The organism is Spirosoma profusum, from assembly GCF_014699005.1.
GTDB classification, from domain to species: domain Bacteria; phylum Bacteroidota; class Bacteroidia; order Cytophagales; family Spirosomataceae; genus Spirosoma; species Spirosoma profusum.
In genome coordinates this window covers 475,349-490,419 of sequence record NZ_JACWZY010000001.1, presented here as the reverse complement: position 1 = coordinate 490,419, position 15,071 = coordinate 475,349, and the positions used below count along the sequence as shown (strand labels likewise).

The window sequence follows — 15,071 nt, the reverse complement described above, 5'->3', positions numbered from 1 at the left end:
CCGGTTCAGATACAGTCAACAGACAAGGGCGTATCTTTGCGCTACGTCTGTTGACTGAATGTAATGAATCAGCACGACTCAACCATGCAAATAGCTATCAAAACCGTTAATGGGAAGGAAATTGCCGAAGTAACATCAGATATGGTCATTATCAATACGTTGGAAGATGGCTTGGACATACTGGCAAACTGTGCGTATCAGGGTGCCGAGAAAATTATCATCCATCAGCATAACCTCTCCCCCGAATTTTTCGACCTGAAAACCAGGCTTGCGGGCGATATTCTTCAGAAATTCTCGACGTATCGTGTTCAACTAGCTATCGTGGGCGACTTTTCAGGCTATACCAGTAAAAGTCTGCGGGATTTCATTTTTGAGAGCAACAAAGGCAGTCTGATCAAGTTTGTTGGTTCTGTAGAGGAAGCAACGCAGTAAGTATCCCATTGCCAAGCCCGAAACGTAATCACCGAATTTCAAAAAAGACTCGTCTTTTAGCACTTTTCCTTTATTATTGAATGATGAACGGCGTTACGTAACGCCGTTTGCATTTAGTCCGCAATTAGCTCCTGGTTTTCATGAACGAACACAGTAAAGAATTTCTGTACAAATACCTTAATAATGCTTCTCCTACCGGTTTCGAATCGTCGGGGCAACAGATTTGGCTCGATTACATTAAATCCTACACCGACGAATACATTGTCGATACGTACGGGACAGCGGTTGGCGTGATCGGAGCCGGCAAAGATTACAAAGTAGTTATTGAAGCTCACTCCGACGAGATTTCGTGGTTCGTCAATTACATCTCCGACGACGGCTACATCTACGTCAGACGTAACGGTGGTTCTGATGCGCTCATCGCTCCGTCAATGCGGGTGAATCTGCATACCAAAAAGGGTACCGTTGAAGGCGTTTTTGGCTGGCCGGCCATTCACGTTCGCGACCTCGCCAAAGATACGGCTCCCAAAGTAACCGACCTGTTCATTGATGTAGGTGCGGCAACCAAAGAGGAAGTATTGAATATGGGGATTCACGTCGGTACGGTCTGCACGTTTGTGGATGGCCTGACGGAGATGAACAACCGCTACTACGTTGGCCGGGCGCTGGACAACCGCATGGGCGGATTCATGATTGCCGAAGTGGCTCGATTGCTGAAAGAAAACAACGTAACGCTACCGTTCACGCTCTACGTAGTGAATGCGGTTCAGGAAGAAATTGGTCTGCGCGGTGCCGAAATGATTGCCCGACGCTTAAAACCCGACCTCGCCATCTGCACCGACGTAACGCACGATACGCAATCACCCAAGTACGATAAAAAAGAACAGGGCGACCTCAAATGTGGCGATGGCCCTGTGCTGTGCTACGGTCCGGCAGTACAGAATAACGTACTGGATTTCATGATTGCTGTGGCCGAAATGAAGGAAATCGCTTTCCAGCGGCAGGCGGTTAGTCGCTCGACCGGAACCGATACCGATGCGTTTGCCTACGCCACCGAAGGCATTGCTTCAGCCCTGATTTCGCTGCCACTCAAGTACATGCACACGACAGTCGAAACGGTTCACATGGATGACGTTCAGAACGTGATCAAACTCATGTACGAAACGCTACTGGCGCTGAGAGGCAACGAAGATTTCCGGTATATCAAGTAAAGTAGAAATAAAAGTTATATGAGGCCAGCTATTTTTAGCTGGCCTTCCTTTACCCTCTTGGTTTACTCAAATGCTTTACTTATTGAAAAAACGAATACTCTTTCTTTGCGCATTATTCCCTTTAGTTAGTAACGCACAATCCTTTCTTCCAGCCACACTGATTACTCAAAATCACGATACATTGTCTGGATACGTGCGTGTTGATTATGGTTATGATTTTATTCGATTTAAACGTGGCATAACAGGTATACCTGTTAATTATAAAGTCCCTACAATCAATACACTTCTTGTAAATGGCCTAGTCTATAAACCAAGAACGATTGATAATCAAATTGTGCTTATGCAGCAAATGGTTTCCGGAAAAGCGTCATTATTTGTTCAACGAAGAAAACCTTTCGCAAAAGACCGTTTTTTTCTGGAGAAAGATACTGTCTTTGTTGAACTCATCCGCAAATCATCAGAGGTAAGAGTAAATGGCCAATTATATAATGAGACCTATCAAAATCATCTCTCGTTATACAGTAAAATATTAAATGATTGTAATGAATTCACTAACCAGAAATGGCCAACTGGGTTTGATGAGAAATCCTTTATTGAACTGATTTCGGCTTATAATACATGTGCTCACACAGCAAATTCCTTACTACCTAAAAGCATAATTTATCCCGCTTTCAAAAAATTTCCGGTTCGCTGGTTCATGAATGCAGGCGTAGGCGTATCGAGTTCTTTACCATACCATACAAAAGCAGCACTGGACCATTACGTTACCAATATTCAGACTCCTTTAGGTGGTTATATTAATCTCAGCGATCAGGCTAGTAGTGCCCAAATCAATAATTTTATCACGGCAAATCTTGGGTTCGAATGCGGCAAACTTGGCAATACGAATTCGTGGGGTGGTATGCTCGGATTCTCCAGTTTAAATTACGCCTATCATATTAATACACGAGGCATTATTAATTCCGCTCCAAATGATTTCTCCTTTGTTGATCCAGCGGGTGTTCTTCATGATGACTTGCCACCACCTATTCAGGAACAACCTATACAATTTGATGGAGAAAGCCGGGAAAAAGCTTTCATAGCTCAGGCTGATCTTTTTATTCGCCATTATTGGTTGCAGGATAAAAGCCGGATTTATTTTGGTACTGGAGCCGGCTATGGAATAAGGACAGCCACTTTCGTCGCCCCAGTCAAAGTATATTTAGCAAATGGCAGTTATCAGGGTATGGCTGTACGTGACGCCGAATCAGCTACATATACCAAAAAAAATTTCGACTTTTTGCTACAAGCCGGTTGGGAATATTTTATTCATAATGGCCGATCTGTCGGCTTTTCTTTTCAATACAATTCCTTTTACTCAAATAGAATAGCTTTGTTACTCAATTATTCATTCTGACATTAGAGTTGTTTTTACTAGTTGATTACGAGATAAAACACAACATACGCTTAAGTTTTATCTACGTTCGAAATAAAAATACTCTACATAGTAAGCCCATTTATAAAACAGGAAAGGTCTATCATTCGTAATAGACCTTTCCTGTTTTCTTGCTTACCCATTCCGGCGGAAGCCACCACCTTGCCCACGGTTGCCGCCCCGTTCACGCTGCTGGAACGGATCGCGAGGGGCGGTAACGCCTGCGCCAAACTTGCGCAGATTATACACAAAGCTGACCATAAAATACCGGTTCAGCACACGGCTTTGCACTTCTTCGGTATACGTATCAGTTACGTTCCGGACGATGCTGCGGTTCTGATTCAGCAAGTCGAAAGCCTGAATCCGAATTTCACCCTGATTCTGTTTAAACAACTGCCGCGACAACGTAGCGTTCCAGAGCGTAAATGACTGATTATAAGAGCCAGCACTTCCCCCATAACGATTATAATACACATCAGTTGAGAAGTTGAACCGAAGGGGCAATTGGTAGAATAAATCCAACGTAACGGTCTGATTTAGGAACGTAGTGTTTTGCTGCGGTTGCAGTGAATACTTCGCCGATTGCAGGTTGACATTTCCGCCCAGATTCAAATCCAGTTTTTCCGAGAAATTAGAACTAATCCGCACCCCCTGACCAACCAGCCAGTTTCTGGCTTCGTTTGGCTGATTATTGACGAAACTCTGTCCACGATTATGCGTTATGTTAGTCGTTAAATTGACGTTTGTTTTCTGCGCACCAATCTTCACCGGCTGGCCAAACACCAGAAAACCATTCAGTGTATAATAGCCGTTCGTGTTAACAGGCTGCGTCGTCTGCGCGCCCGACTGCGTAAAGTTCGTTGCGTTTACGATTTTGTTATCAGTCCGGCTCAGGTTCATCGATGCGAACATATTGCGCAACGTAGCAGAATTGAACCGATTGAAATTCAGCGATATAGTGTGACCGTATTCAGGTTGCAGGTTCGGATTACCCAGTTGAATATTCAGCGGATTGGTGTTGTTCGGAACGGGCTGCAACTGATTCACAGATGGCGCATTGATACGTGTCCGATAGTTGATACGTAGTGTGCGCTGTTTCCCGAAATTGTAGGTAAACAGGGCGTTTGGGAGAATATTTGTGAACGACCGATTCAGATGCGTCTCCCGACTTAGGTTATCCGAATTCAGGCTAGCCTGCTGTGCATCCACACCCAACGCATACGTGTATTTCAACCGCTTCGTCTGCCAGGTTAGCCCACCCCGATTCGTTACGTAGTCGTTGATAAAATTGTTACTCAACTGCCCGTTTAGCAAATCGTACTGGTTCGTTACGCTATTAAAATCACTCACCGCCCGATTCGACGTATTGTGGTTGTTCGACAGGTTATAGTGAAATTCCAGGGTCTGACGTAGTGAAAGCGGTTCGGTGTAACTCACATTCACCGAGTTCGTCATTGAGCGGCTTATCTGGTTGTTACGTTGGTTAATCGTTTGGGTGGTGATTCCGGTCAACGTGTCTTTCGTGATAACGCCCGATGTCAGGGTAGTCGACGCGCCATTGTACTGATTCATTGATCGGTTGATGCCTTCGTTATCCTGATTGTTGAAGGCGATATTCCAGTTTACCGAAAACGTCCGGCCTTTTTTTCGAAATTTGCGGAATAACAACAGCGAATTATTTCCGTTAAAACCATCTCCGTCTGATACGTAGTTCGTTCGGCTTGAGTTAGCTAATACGCCCTCACGGGTCAACGTAGTGGCTGTGCTTTGGTTATTGTAATTGGAATTGAGCCATGACAAATTGGGGATCAATCGAATGGTTGTCAACGTATCAATCCGGTAATCGAGCCGGAGATTGAACCGGTGATTGGTGTTCGTATTATCGGAACCGTTGGCCTGGTCGCGAATGAAACCGGCATCGGCTCGCGTTGGCCCCGTCGTACCGGTGGGTACTACGTTCTCACGGTGGCTTTTCTGGTCGGTCAACGTATTGGTATTGCTGACGTTATAACTGCTTACTACGTCGATTTTTTTGCCCCAGCCGTCGCGATAGTTGATGCCACCCGCCCACGATTGCGTGATGGCGCTGCTGCCAACCTGACCGCCACCGCCAAAACTGCCACCACCGGCCCCACCCCGAACCATGTTGCTACCACCACCACCGCCCATACCCTGACCGGCACCGCCAAAGCTACTACCGAGGCCCAGGTCCTGCCCTGTAAAACCCTGTTGATTAATATTGTTAGCCATTCCTAGCACCGAAATCTGGCGGCCATTATTGAACTGGTTAAAGCTCACGCGTCCCGAATACCGAGCATTATCACCAGGTTTTGGTCCTACTGCAAGTGATTGTTGCCCAAAAGACCCTTTCCGTTTGTCTTTTTTGGTGGTGATATTGATCGTTTTCTCGCGGTCGCCATCGTCTACGCCCGAAAACGCTGATTGTTCAGACGACTGGTCGAAAAGTTGCACTTTGTCAATAATGTCAGCGGGAAGGTTTCGAGTCGCCATTTTGGGGTCATTGCCGAAGAATGGTTTTCCATCGACCATCACTTTCGTTACCGTTTGCCCCTGTGCTTTGATAGCCCCATCCCGGTCGACTTCAACGCCGGGCAATTTTTTAAGTAACTCCTCGACCTGTGCGTTCGGGCGGGTTTTGAATGAACCCGCGTTAAACTCCAACGTATCGCCCTTTACGGCTACCGGCGCACGTTCGCCCTGCACCGATACTTCGTTCAGCATCTGCGATTCACCCACGAGTTCAACCGTTCCGGCATCAGCAGTCAAATCGGTTTTTGTGATTGAAACCCGTTTCGCCCGACTCCGGTATCCCAGATACGTAACAAGCACTCGGTACTGTCCTTCGGCTACTTTTAGGAATTCGAATTTGCCATCACCATCGGTAATCCCAAACGATACCAGCGATGAATCACGCGCCGACAGCAGCGACACCGACGCTTCGAGTAACGGTTTTCGGCTTACCGAATCGACTACAGCCCCCCGAATAACACCTGTTGACTGGGCGAAGGCCGTGTTAATGAATAATGCAAAATGGATAATGACTAATGCGCCAAACAGGAGTCGCTTCTGTATCAATCGAAAAGTGCTCATTTTACATTCGTTGTTCATTGATCATTAGGCATTATCCAGTCTAGAATCAATTTCTCGGAAACGGACTGTTCTGCATCATTTTCTGACGAAAATCGGCCATCGCTCTCCGACGTAGCTGATTCATTTCATCTTCCGAAACCGCTTTGGCATCTTTAGGCGGTTGCACAGCCGCTTCGTCTATAGCTTCCATCGCTACGTTCGTCGCTTTAAATGACTGACTGTCTGATTCAATTTGAAGCACAACGCCTTTTTCTGGTGTCAGCGCGGCCACTGGCGAATACGTAAAAGGCAGGTCGGTTGTGTACCAGATGGTGTAGTTTTCGGCGGCCGCCTGAGGAGCCTGAGCTTGTGCATTTGCATCAGCATTTCCGCCGTTATTACCGTTACGTTCCCGGTTCATCCGACGCTGAGGAGTATAGGCTACGGTTGCTTTATGACATACATAACCAGCAATTTTTTTGGTTTTATCTGACAATTGCCAGCCTTCCGATTTAGGTAACGTATGTTCAGAACGATACGTCTGCTTAACCGAATCTTTTGTGATGGTCATTACGTCGATGCGTTGACGATTTGCCAAATCCAGATACGACTGTTGCTCAAACGGAGGAGTCATGCGCATCTCACGCGGCCGATTCCCCTGCCCACCTGATCCTCCCTGACCACCATCCATCTGCCGACGAAACATCATGTTTCCCCCCGGACGGTCGGTTTCTTCCTTGGCCATTGTGCCGGAGAAAACGAGTTTCTGCGTAAACGATATTACGTCGGGCATACCTTCGGGCGGCTCAGGAGCGCCGGGACTACCCGGCCGGACTTCCTGCCCGTTGATAACCATGCGCATCTGCGACCGGTCGATCTGGCGCATCCCTTCGTACGTAATTTTGCCGGATACGCTGGTCTGCGCCAACGCCGATGCGCTAAATAATCCGGCTAACAAACAGGCTACAATGACTTGTTTCATGGCGAAATGAGAGCTTCTGAGTGTAAACGTTGCACAATTTTTTGAACTAAAGGCGTAAATTTTGCTAAAAGCAATTAAATCGGCCCTGAGTCGGTTGTTTTACTCGCTGAATACTACGTTATGCCTTTCCAACGAATCATCTCACTGGTTCCGTCGATCACGGAGCTTCTCTTCGATCTGGGTCTGGACGAAGAAATAGTCGGGCTTACAAAATTCTGTATTTACCCGGCAGATAAAGTTACGCACAAGACTGTAGTTGGCGGCACTAAGACATTAAAATTCAATGAAATACAGGAGTTACGTCCAGATCTGATTATAGCCAGTAAAGAAGAAAATACCCGCGAACAAATTGAAGAACTACAACGTCACTACGTTGTTCACCTCACCGACGTAACAACACTGGCTGATGCGCTCGCGATGATTCGGGAAGTGGGAGCGTTAGTCGGAAAAAATCAGGAAGCCGAAACAATCGCGCAGCAACTCGAAAAAACACTACGTTCTGCTACGTCAGACGTAGCTACCGAACGAGTGGCTTATTTCATCTGGCGAAATCCGTATATGGTAGCCGCCAGCGATACGTTTATTGATGCCATGCTCAACGTAGCAGGGTTTCAGAATGCGTTTTCAACGCAAACTCGCTATCCAGAAGTCACAATTGAAGATTTACAAGCTTCCCAACCCGATCTTATCTTTCTATCTTCCGAACCGTATCCATTTACCGAAAAACACGTAGCAGAATTTCAGGCGATTTGTCCAACGGCGCGGGTAATGCTCGTAGATGGCGAGCTGTTTTCGTGGTATGGAAGTCGACTGTTGCGGTCGTCGGACTATTTTAGGAACTTGCGTAACGAAATCGCTGGGTTACCCTAATGATTACTGATATTTCTCAACTCGACCCCAAAGGCACCTATACGTACGCCGACTACCTGAAATGGCAATTCGACGAAAGTGTTGAATTGATTAAAGGGGAATTATACCGGCTGTCGCCGACGCCCCGCCGTGCTCATCAGTCGGCAGTCAGCCATTTATTAATTGGCATCGGTAATTTTTTCGGTGATAAAAGATGTGAAATCTATACAGCCCCGTTCGATGTGCGGTTGCCTGTACGTAATGAGGGTAAACCCGATCAACTACATACAGTAGTTGTCCAACCCGATCTTTGTGTGATATGTGATGCGTCCAAGCTAGATGACGCGGGTTGCCTGGGCGCTCCAGATTGGATTATTGAAATAACGTCACCCCGAACGACAAAAAACGATTTTAACGAGAAATTCAATCTTTACGAAGAATCGGGCGTGCGCGAGTACTGGATTGTACAGCCTAAAGAAAAGACGGTGAACGTCTATGTACTTGAGGATGGGAAATACGCTCTGGTCGATGTTTATGAATCAGGCGAGATTCCGAGCCGCATTTTTCCTGACCTGATTGTTTCGCACGAACGTATTTTCCGTTAGATGCCAGTTACTACCGATACGCTTTCGATTGGCTCGATTAACCTGATTCTGTATGCGGCCAAACAATGCGGAGCTGACACTGATACGTTGGCTCGCGCGATTGGCGTTACGTCGGAACAACTCCGCAATCCCGACGAACGAGTGTCCATATCAAAAGTACAGGCACTTTGGCAGGAAATCGTTAACACTACGGGTGATGCTGACGTAGCGCTGAAACTCGGCGAATTGGTAAATCCATTAACTGTTGGGGTGTTGGCCTACGTAATGATGCACGCGCCCACGTTAGGGAAAGCGTTAGAAAAACTCTGTCATTATCAGGATATTGCCTGCGAAGGTGTTCGCACGACGGGACACTTCACTACGTCGACAACGGGCGAAAAGCAGTACGTATTATCGCTTCAGATTACCAGTAATTCGATCATTTACCCACATCATACCTTTAACTCTGAATTATCGATTTACCTATCGGTCATGCGAGCGTTGACGGGGCAGCCTATAGTACCGTGCGAGGTCCACTTCGCCTATCCACATCCAATCGACACGCGTGAACATGAGCGTGTGTTCTCGTCCGCCCGCCTGACCTTCGACGCTAACGTAACGGCTATGGTGCTGGATGCTACGTTGCTCGATCTGCCAATCCTAAATGCCAGTTCTACGTTGCTGGATCTCTTTGAAAAGCATGCAGCTGCCAGTTTAGACCGACTTAAAACGCCTACGTTGAGCAGGCGAGTTAAAACGGAAATCGTTTCGATGATGAAAGGCGAAGAACCTACGTTGGCCGCCATCGCCGACCGACTGGCTATGGGAATTCGTACACTTCAGCTCCACTTGAAAGACGCCGGCACTACGTACCAGCAACTTCTTGATGAAACCCGCAAAGAGCTTGCCGTCAGCCATTTGCGCGAACCGAACCTGAGCACTACCGACATTGCGTATCTGCTGGGTTTTGCCGAACCCAGCGTGTTTTTTCGGTCGTTCAAAAAATGGACCGGTCAGACGCCGGGGGCTTACCGAATGGCCGTCCTATAGACTTTCCAAACTCGTGTGTTTGAAACTATCAAAGTATTTCAGGCCGTAACCCATCGTACGGTCCATTGTTGAATGGGCAAACAGGATAATCCCCGTCAGCATGAGGTACTGATTCCCTGTCGCCAGCCCAAACAGTCCGATAGTAAGACCCAGCCCTTTGTGGTGTACTACGTTGTATAGTACCGCTCCAACAGCCGGATTCACCAAATACCCAATCATGCTGAGGTCGGGCAGAAGAATCAGGGCCGGAAACCACCACCAGGCGAAATTCAGTTGTGAAAACAGGTAAATAACCCCCAGAAATTGTATTAGTTCTTCCGATTTCAAAAGCGTTTTCATGATGTTTATGATTCAATTAGTACATCACAAAGGTCCTGCTCAAAAGTCGGCCGGACGATGACGAAATATGAAAACAGAGTGACGGATTACGAAAAAGTGAAGAACTTTAGCCTGATCGCAACAGCCCCAACAGAAAAAGCGTACTCAGTAAAGTACAAACTCTATGATTAATTTATTCTGTTAGCCAAGGGGTTATCATGAAACACATCTTCTTTACTTCTCTTTTTCTGAGTTCGTTTATTTCTGCTCAAGCTCAGGAGATTGTGATAGACACGAGTTCGGTAGCTCCACCGCCCGTGCGTGTACACGGCTTAACTGCCGACCCGGATGAACGTTTGGAGGATTTTCGATATGGAAAAATTCGAACTGCCGATGGTAAACGGGAAGATTATCTCCAGTTTCGGCGGCTTAAAGAAATACAAACACTTTCAATAAACGTAGAAGGTGGATTCCGTAGTGAAACCAGTACGTTAAGCAATTCATTTAATGGACTGATTAACAGCAATCTATCAATGAAAGCTAACTGGAGTGTATTGCTGGGGTACAGTTATCGAAATATCTGGGCTATTGAAGCAGGTTATGGGTATCTCCCCATCCGCCTGAACGTTTCCGTCACCAATGGCTCGAATCCACTGATTTACAATTATCAAAATAGTGGTAACGGAGCCACAGTACGTCTAAAACGACGTATCGGCTCAGGCAAACGATCGCTGAATAATACAGGATTTTGGCTGACGGGGGGTGCCTGGCTCATTCCCAATGGCAGTGGTCAGATTGATCCGCTACGTTTGACAGGACGTAGTAACTCCCGTCGAAATCGGGCCGCCGATACGTTGCAACTCAACATAAATACGTCTATTGCCAATCGTTTTACGGGTATGGCTGAATTAGGCGCTGAATATACAGTCCGGCTGGCGTCCTCGGTAGAATTAGGTTTTTACGCCCGCAAATATTGGGGAATTGGGGATGCACTACAATCGACCCTCACTTATAAGGTGAATAATGCGGCAGAGCAGCAATCATTTATTAAATCCGATGGTTCCGGCTGGGGTTTCGGTGTTGCGCTACGTTTCATCCTCGAACGGGAGCACGAGTTTAAAGATCGTTAACCAACCATCTTCTTTACGTCGAGAACTTTTATCTTACCCTTTTCCGCTTTTTTGAGTGTTTCGGGCGAGTAGTTCGAAAGCCGAACGTTTTCCTGCATATCAGCCCGTTTCTGAATGTGGTTTTCCAGATAGCGGTCAAGATGTTTGCCTTCCAGGCCGTAGCTAAAAAACAGGGAAACCCGTTCGCCCTGCTGCTCGCGAAAGAGGAAATCGGGCAGTCGGTTTTCCAGACCTATGTGTAACGGTACTTTTGTCAGCACTTTTAATCGGCGGGCGTTACCGCTGTGTAGCGTTCGCATGTTCCAAACTACAATGTCACCCGCACGGGTATCGGCAAACACATCGGCCCCGTCTACTGCGTTGTGGCTACCGGTTTTAAACCGGATGCCGCCACTATACGTATCGTGGTCCTGTAAATAAATACCGAAGCGAATCAGTGGATAATTTCCGTCCCAGTCAGCTCCTTGTCCAAACTGGTAGCGGTCGATATTATCGCGGTGAAAACCACGGGTTCCGGTGCCAATCTGATACGTACTGTCGGAGAAATAGACGGGCGTATCTCCTAAAAGGTCAGTGGCAATCGCTACGATACGTGGATCGTAGATTACCCAGCCCAGACCGTCTTTACTCAGCAAATCCCCTTTTACGGAAGCCGCCTGTTTTACCTGCTTTACCAGACCAAGTTTCTCTTGCTCATCACGATACGTATAAGCCGACTTCCGAAGTCTCTCTACTTCGTCAGACGTAAACACGTTTCGGGCAATGAGATAGCCTTGCTGTTCAAATTGTTCTCGTCTTTTCATATCTTATTCAGGCTCAACCTTTTATGCACTACCCTGTCAACCTGGAATGTGAAGCCGCTACTTTAGAGTAGCCGGACACTTTCATACTATTCAGAAAAGTTTTTCCCGTAAAATCTGCAATATCAATTCCTGACCAGCTATCAGTTTATCCTGAGTAACTTTGAATTCAGCCTGATTAGCTTCTAATCTAACTTGATTAGCTTCCAATCTACTTTGGCTGGCCTTTAATTCGTTTTGATTAGTTTTCAACTCATCTTGATTGGCTTTCAATTCATCCTGATTGACTTTCAACTCATCCTGATTGGCTTTCAACTCAGCGTAGTTGGCTTCTAATCTAATCTGGCTGGCCTTCAATTCATCCTGATTAGCTTCTAATCGCGTCTGCCTCGCTTTTAGCTCATCCTGACCTTCTCTAAGTTCGGCAAACTGTTTTTGCGTCGATATGGTAAGATTAGCTATTCCTCTGGCAGCTATATCAGCTTTTTGATCAGCGCGGGTAGCAATTTCAATAATCTGGCCCTGCCCTTCAATCAGGCGATCAATCTTCTGAAGAGAATCCGCCATTAAAGGCTCCAGTTGGTCAAGTCTGCGGTTAGGTGTCATGCGACAAATATAACAAAAGGCATTTTAGGGTACAATCGTTACTTTTTCGAGAATTTCACCTCTTTTAAGTAAACTGAACCTTAGCCACCTGCGCCATATCATCCCAAAAGCTAGGGTACGATTTATCGACTACGCGTGGTTCGTCGATAATAATTTCCTCGCGCATGACTACAGGAGCAAACGCCATCGCCATACGATGGTCGTCGTAGGTTTTAATAGTAGCCGGAACAGAATGTTCAGTCGGCAGTTGATGCACTTCGTACCGATGATTTGGTTCAAGCTCAACCAATTCAGCCCCAATTTTCTGCAATTCAGCTTGTAGAGCTGCCACCCGGTCTGTTTCCTTAATTTTTAGACTTTCAATGCCCGTCATACGTAACATAACACCTTTGACAGCCGCACAAACCGCGACCGTTTGGGCTAAATCCGGGCAATCCGTAAAATCCCAGGCTAGTGAGTCGCTCACGGTTCCTTTTGTCAGCTTAACTCCTGATTCTGTGAACGTACTTTCGACACCAAGCGAACGCATAATATCCACAATGGCACTGTCACCCTGTAGCGATTTCGGCTTGAGACCCAGCAAGTTAATTTCAGCCGTTTCGTCCTTTGCCAGAGCCGCTACGCTGTACCAGTAACTCGCGCCCGACCAGTCGGATTCAATGGCGTAGGGTTTGGGCGTATACGGTTTAGGAGCCACTATAATGGTCTTGGCCTCCCAATCAGCCTGCACGTCTGCTCCAAAATAAATCATCTGCTCAATGGTCATTTCCATGTACGGTCGCGAACCGATGGCTCCGGTCAATTCGAGCGTTAATCCGTTGGGTAGCATAGGGGCAATCATCAGCAAAGCCGAAATATATTGGCTACTTACATCCCCCCGGATGCTCAGCCGATTCGTAGCTGATGGCGTAAAACCGTTCAGTTGCAGCGGTGGATAACCTTCGTTTTTCAGATACGTAATATCGGCGCCAAGCGAACGTAGCGCATCAACCAGAATTCCGATTGGCCGCTCACACATGCGCGGGGTGCCGGTCATAATTTTCTGTTTGCCCGTCACAGCGAAATAAGCAGTCAGGAACCGCATAGTTGTGCCCGCGTCCAGTACGTCGGATGTTTCTGGTCCGGCGTTCCGGTCTTCCGATTTTAGTAGACGTATCATTGTCTGCGTATCGCGGGCGGTCGACAGGTTGGTAAGATCACATCGAAAACCCGTCAGGGCATCAATAATCAGAGCGCGATTACTTTCGCTTTTCGACGAAGCCAGCGGGATAGTCGCCTGGACCAGACCGGGGTTCGTTAACGTAGCAGGGGGAGTTAAATGGGCAGCGTTCAAATGAAGAACAGATTGGTACTAAAACAAATTTGTTCGCAAAAAAACGAAAAATCAGGTAGATTCCGGCCATTATTCTCCTGTCTACATACAGACAATCCGTTTTATCCCATGACTCAGTTTATCAATGCCACCGTCTTTACTGGCGATGAATGGTTGACAAACGCATCCGTCCGTGTCGACAATGGTCGTATTCAGGAAATTACGACCGGACCAACTTCTTCCGGTGGAGATGTTATTGATCTTGAGGGCGACTACTTGGTTCCCGGTCTTGTCGATCTACAACTATACGGTGGCTCCAACCTGTTTCTGAACGATGTTCCTACGCCCGATACCGTCCGACATATTTACGACTCGCACGCCCGAAATGGCACTACTACGTTATTGCCAACCATCCATTCTACGTCGCTCGAAATCATGCAGCAATCGATGGCGGCCGTGGTGGTGGTACGTGACGAAAATCCGTTTGGCGTACCAGGTCTTCATGCCGAAGGCCCCTATTTTAATCCGATAAAACGGGGGGCGCACAGCATGGCTTACGTACGAACGCCTGCCGAAGGTGAACTGGAAGCCCTGTTCAGCACCAACGCCGACGTAATACGTATTCTGACACTGGCCCCTGAAATAATCACGCCCGAACAATTTTCGACTCTTAAACAACTGAAAGCCAGTAGTACGTTGCTGTCGCTCGGGCATAGTAATGCTACGTATCAGCAGGCTACGTCGGCTTTTAACGATGATGTTCCGCTGGCTACGCATCTGTACAATGCAATGCGCGGTTTCGAAAGTCGCGAACCGGGCGTAGTGGGTGCTGTTTTCGACCATCCGTCGGTACGTGCCAGCATCATCGCCGACAGCTATCACTGCAATCCAACTACGATACGTATTGCCTATCGTTTAATGGGCGAACGGCTCTTCCTCATTTCAGACGCTTTGTTTGCCAATCCACCCCGGCCTACGTTTGAATTAGGGCAGTTTATTGTCCATTTCGAAGCCGACCCAAGCGGAGGCCCCGGCCGCTACGTGAACAATGAAGGAAATCTGGCTGGCTCGGCCATTACGTTGATCGACTGCGTTCGCATTGCGGTTGAACAGGCGGGTATCCCGTTAACCAATGCGCTACGTATGGCGTCGGTAATTCCCGCTGACATTATTGGCTTAGGGCAGGAGTTGGGCAAAATCAAAACAGGCTACGTAGCGAATCTACTTCAGTTAGATAAGTCTCTCATCACCAGAAACGTATGGGCATCTGGGAAACAGATTGCCTGAATTATA

Annotated in this window: 14 protein-coding genes; 8 read left to right on the top strand and 6 right to left on the bottom strand. The window is 47.2% G+C overall.

The features are described from left to right. Window positions 1-84: 84 nt before the first annotated feature. The 3 genes from IC229_RS01705 to IC229_RS01695 all read left to right on the top strand — a co-directional run bounded on the left by IC229_RS01705 (window position 85) and on the right by IC229_RS01695 (window position 3,039). Complete coding sequence (locus IC229_RS01705; protein ID WP_190885182.1) at window positions 85-432, top strand: DUF4180 domain-containing protein; 348 nt, start codon at window positions 85-87, stop codon at window positions 430-432. Between the two features lie 140 nt (window positions 433-572). Then, a complete protein-coding gene (locus IC229_RS01700; protein WP_190885181.1) occupies window positions 573-1,643 on the top strand; it encodes a M42 family metallopeptidase in 1,071 nt (356 codons plus the stop codon). A gap of 82 nt (window positions 1,644-1,725) precedes the next feature. Then, the gene (locus IC229_RS01695; protein ID WP_190885180.1) at window positions 1,726-3,039 is read left to right on the top strand and encodes a hypothetical protein; all 1,314 of its coding nucleotides are present in this window, start codon (window positions 1,726-1,728) and stop codon (window positions 3,037-3,039) included. 153 nt (window positions 3,040-3,192) lie between these two features. Here IC229_RS01695 and IC229_RS01690 read toward each other — a convergent pair whose 3' ends face one another. Both IC229_RS01690 and IC229_RS01685 read right to left on the bottom strand, forming a co-directional pair. Next, window positions 3,193-6,168 carry an outer membrane beta-barrel protein gene (locus tag IC229_RS01690; RefSeq protein WP_190885179.1) on the bottom strand — a complete coding sequence of 992 codons (2,976 nt, stop codon included), beginning with the start codon at window positions 6,166-6,168 and terminating at the stop codon, window positions 3,193-3,195. Window positions 6,169-6,214: 46 nt separating this feature from the next. Continuing rightward, the gene (locus IC229_RS01685) at window positions 6,215-7,129 is read right to left on the bottom strand and encodes a GLPGLI family protein (protein ID WP_190885178.1); all 915 of its coding nucleotides are present in this window, start codon (window positions 7,127-7,129) and stop codon (window positions 6,215-6,217) included. Between the two features lie 120 nt (window positions 7,130-7,249). On the opposite strand from IC229_RS01685, the gene IC229_RS01680 reads away from it, so the two are divergent. From IC229_RS01680 to IC229_RS01670, 3 genes are read left to right on the top strand one after another with little or no spacing between them, the layout of a single operon-like run. After that, window positions 7,250-7,999 carry a helical backbone metal receptor gene (locus IC229_RS01680; RefSeq protein WP_190885177.1) on the top strand — a complete coding sequence of 250 codons (750 nt, stop codon included), beginning with the start codon at window positions 7,250-7,252 and terminating at the stop codon, window positions 7,997-7,999. Further along, entirely contained in the window at window positions 7,999-8,583 is a 585-nt protein-coding gene (locus IC229_RS01675; protein ID WP_190885176.1) for a Uma2 family endonuclease, read from the top strand. Before IC229_RS01680 ends, IC229_RS01675 begins: the two co-directional genes overlap by 1 nt. Beyond that, window positions 8,584-9,612 (top strand): AraC family transcriptional regulator, encoded by a 1,029-nt coding sequence (locus IC229_RS01670; protein WP_190885175.1) that lies wholly within the window; start codon window positions 8,584-8,586, stop codon window positions 9,610-9,612. It begins immediately after the preceding gene. Here IC229_RS01670 and IC229_RS01665 read toward each other — a convergent pair. Continuing rightward, a complete protein-coding gene (locus IC229_RS01665) occupies window positions 9,607-9,951 on the bottom strand; it encodes a DUF4260 domain-containing protein (RefSeq protein WP_190885174.1) in 345 nt (114 codons plus the stop codon). The two genes, IC229_RS01670 and IC229_RS01665, sit on opposite strands and share 6 nt — an antisense overlap. Window positions 9,952-10,148: 197 nt before the next feature. Between IC229_RS01665 and IC229_RS01660 the strand changes: the two genes are divergently transcribed. After that, window positions 10,149-11,060: a hypothetical protein gene (locus tag IC229_RS01660; RefSeq protein ID WP_190885173.1), complete on the top strand. Its 912-nt coding sequence runs from the start codon at window positions 10,149-10,151 to the stop codon at window positions 11,058-11,060. Here IC229_RS01660 and IC229_RS01655 read toward each other — a convergent pair. The 3 genes from IC229_RS01655 to IC229_RS01645 form a co-directional block, all read right to left on the bottom strand. Beyond that, on the bottom strand, window positions 11,057-11,863 hold the full coding sequence (locus IC229_RS01655) for a phytanoyl-CoA dioxygenase family protein (protein ID WP_190885172.1): 807 nt from the start codon (window positions 11,861-11,863) through the stop codon (window positions 11,057-11,059). The two genes, IC229_RS01660 and IC229_RS01655, sit on opposite strands and share 4 nt — an antisense overlap. A gap of 90 nt (window positions 11,864-11,953) precedes the next feature. Then, the gene (locus IC229_RS01650) at window positions 11,954-12,466 is read right to left on the bottom strand and encodes a hypothetical protein (RefSeq protein ID WP_190885171.1); all 513 of its coding nucleotides are present in this window, start codon (window positions 12,464-12,466) and stop codon (window positions 11,954-11,956) included. 64 nt (window positions 12,467-12,530) lie between these two features. Then, window positions 12,531-13,799 (bottom strand): 3-phosphoshikimate 1-carboxyvinyltransferase, encoded by a 1,269-nt coding sequence (locus IC229_RS01645; protein ID WP_190885170.1) that lies wholly within the window; start codon window positions 13,797-13,799, stop codon window positions 12,531-12,533. Window positions 13,800-13,907: 108 nt separating this feature from the next. Between IC229_RS01645 and nagA the strand changes: the two genes are divergently transcribed. Beyond that, a complete protein-coding gene (nagA, locus tag IC229_RS01640; RefSeq protein WP_190885169.1) occupies window positions 13,908-15,065 on the top strand; it encodes an N-acetylglucosamine-6-phosphate deacetylase in 1,158 nt (385 codons plus the stop codon). The last annotated feature ends 6 nt before the right edge of the window (window positions 15,066-15,071 follow it).

Coding starts and splice junctions, on each gene's coding strand:
- IC229_RS01690 (WP_190885179.1), bottom strand. CDS start 6,168: ATGAGCACTTTTCGATTGATACAGAAGCGACTCCTGTTTGGCGCATTA.
- IC229_RS01705 (WP_190885182.1), top strand. CDS start 85: ATGCAAATAGCTATCAAAACCGTTAATGGGAAGGAAATTGCCGAAGTA.
- IC229_RS01670 (WP_190885175.1), top strand. CDS start 8,584: ATGCCAGTTACTACCGATACGCTTTCGATTGGCTCGATTAACCTGATT.
- IC229_RS01655 (WP_190885172.1), bottom strand. CDS start 11,863: ATGAAAAGACGAGAACAATTTGAACAGCAAGGCTATCTCATTGCCCGA.
- nagA (WP_190885169.1), top strand. CDS start 13,908: ATGACTCAGTTTATCAATGCCACCGTCTTTACTGGCGATGAATGGTTG.
- IC229_RS01650 (WP_190885171.1), bottom strand. CDS start 12,466: ATGACACCTAACCGCAGACTTGACCAACTGGAGCCTTTAATGGCGGAT.
- IC229_RS01665 (WP_190885174.1), bottom strand. CDS start 9,951: ATGAAAACGCTTTTGAAATCGGAAGAACTAATACAATTTCTGGGGGTT.
- IC229_RS01660 (WP_190885173.1), top strand. CDS start 10,149: ATGAAACACATCTTCTTTACTTCTCTTTTTCTGAGTTCGTTTATTTCT.
- IC229_RS01675 (WP_190885176.1), top strand. CDS start 7,999: ATGATTACTGATATTTCTCAACTCGACCCCAAAGGCACCTATACGTAC.
- IC229_RS01685 (WP_190885178.1), bottom strand. CDS start 7,129: ATGAAACAAGTCATTGTAGCCTGTTTGTTAGCCGGATTATTTAGCGCA.
- IC229_RS01680 (WP_190885177.1), top strand. CDS start 7,250: ATGCCTTTCCAACGAATCATCTCACTGGTTCCGTCGATCACGGAGCTT.
- IC229_RS01700 (WP_190885181.1), top strand. CDS start 573: ATGAACGAACACAGTAAAGAATTTCTGTACAAATACCTTAATAATGCT.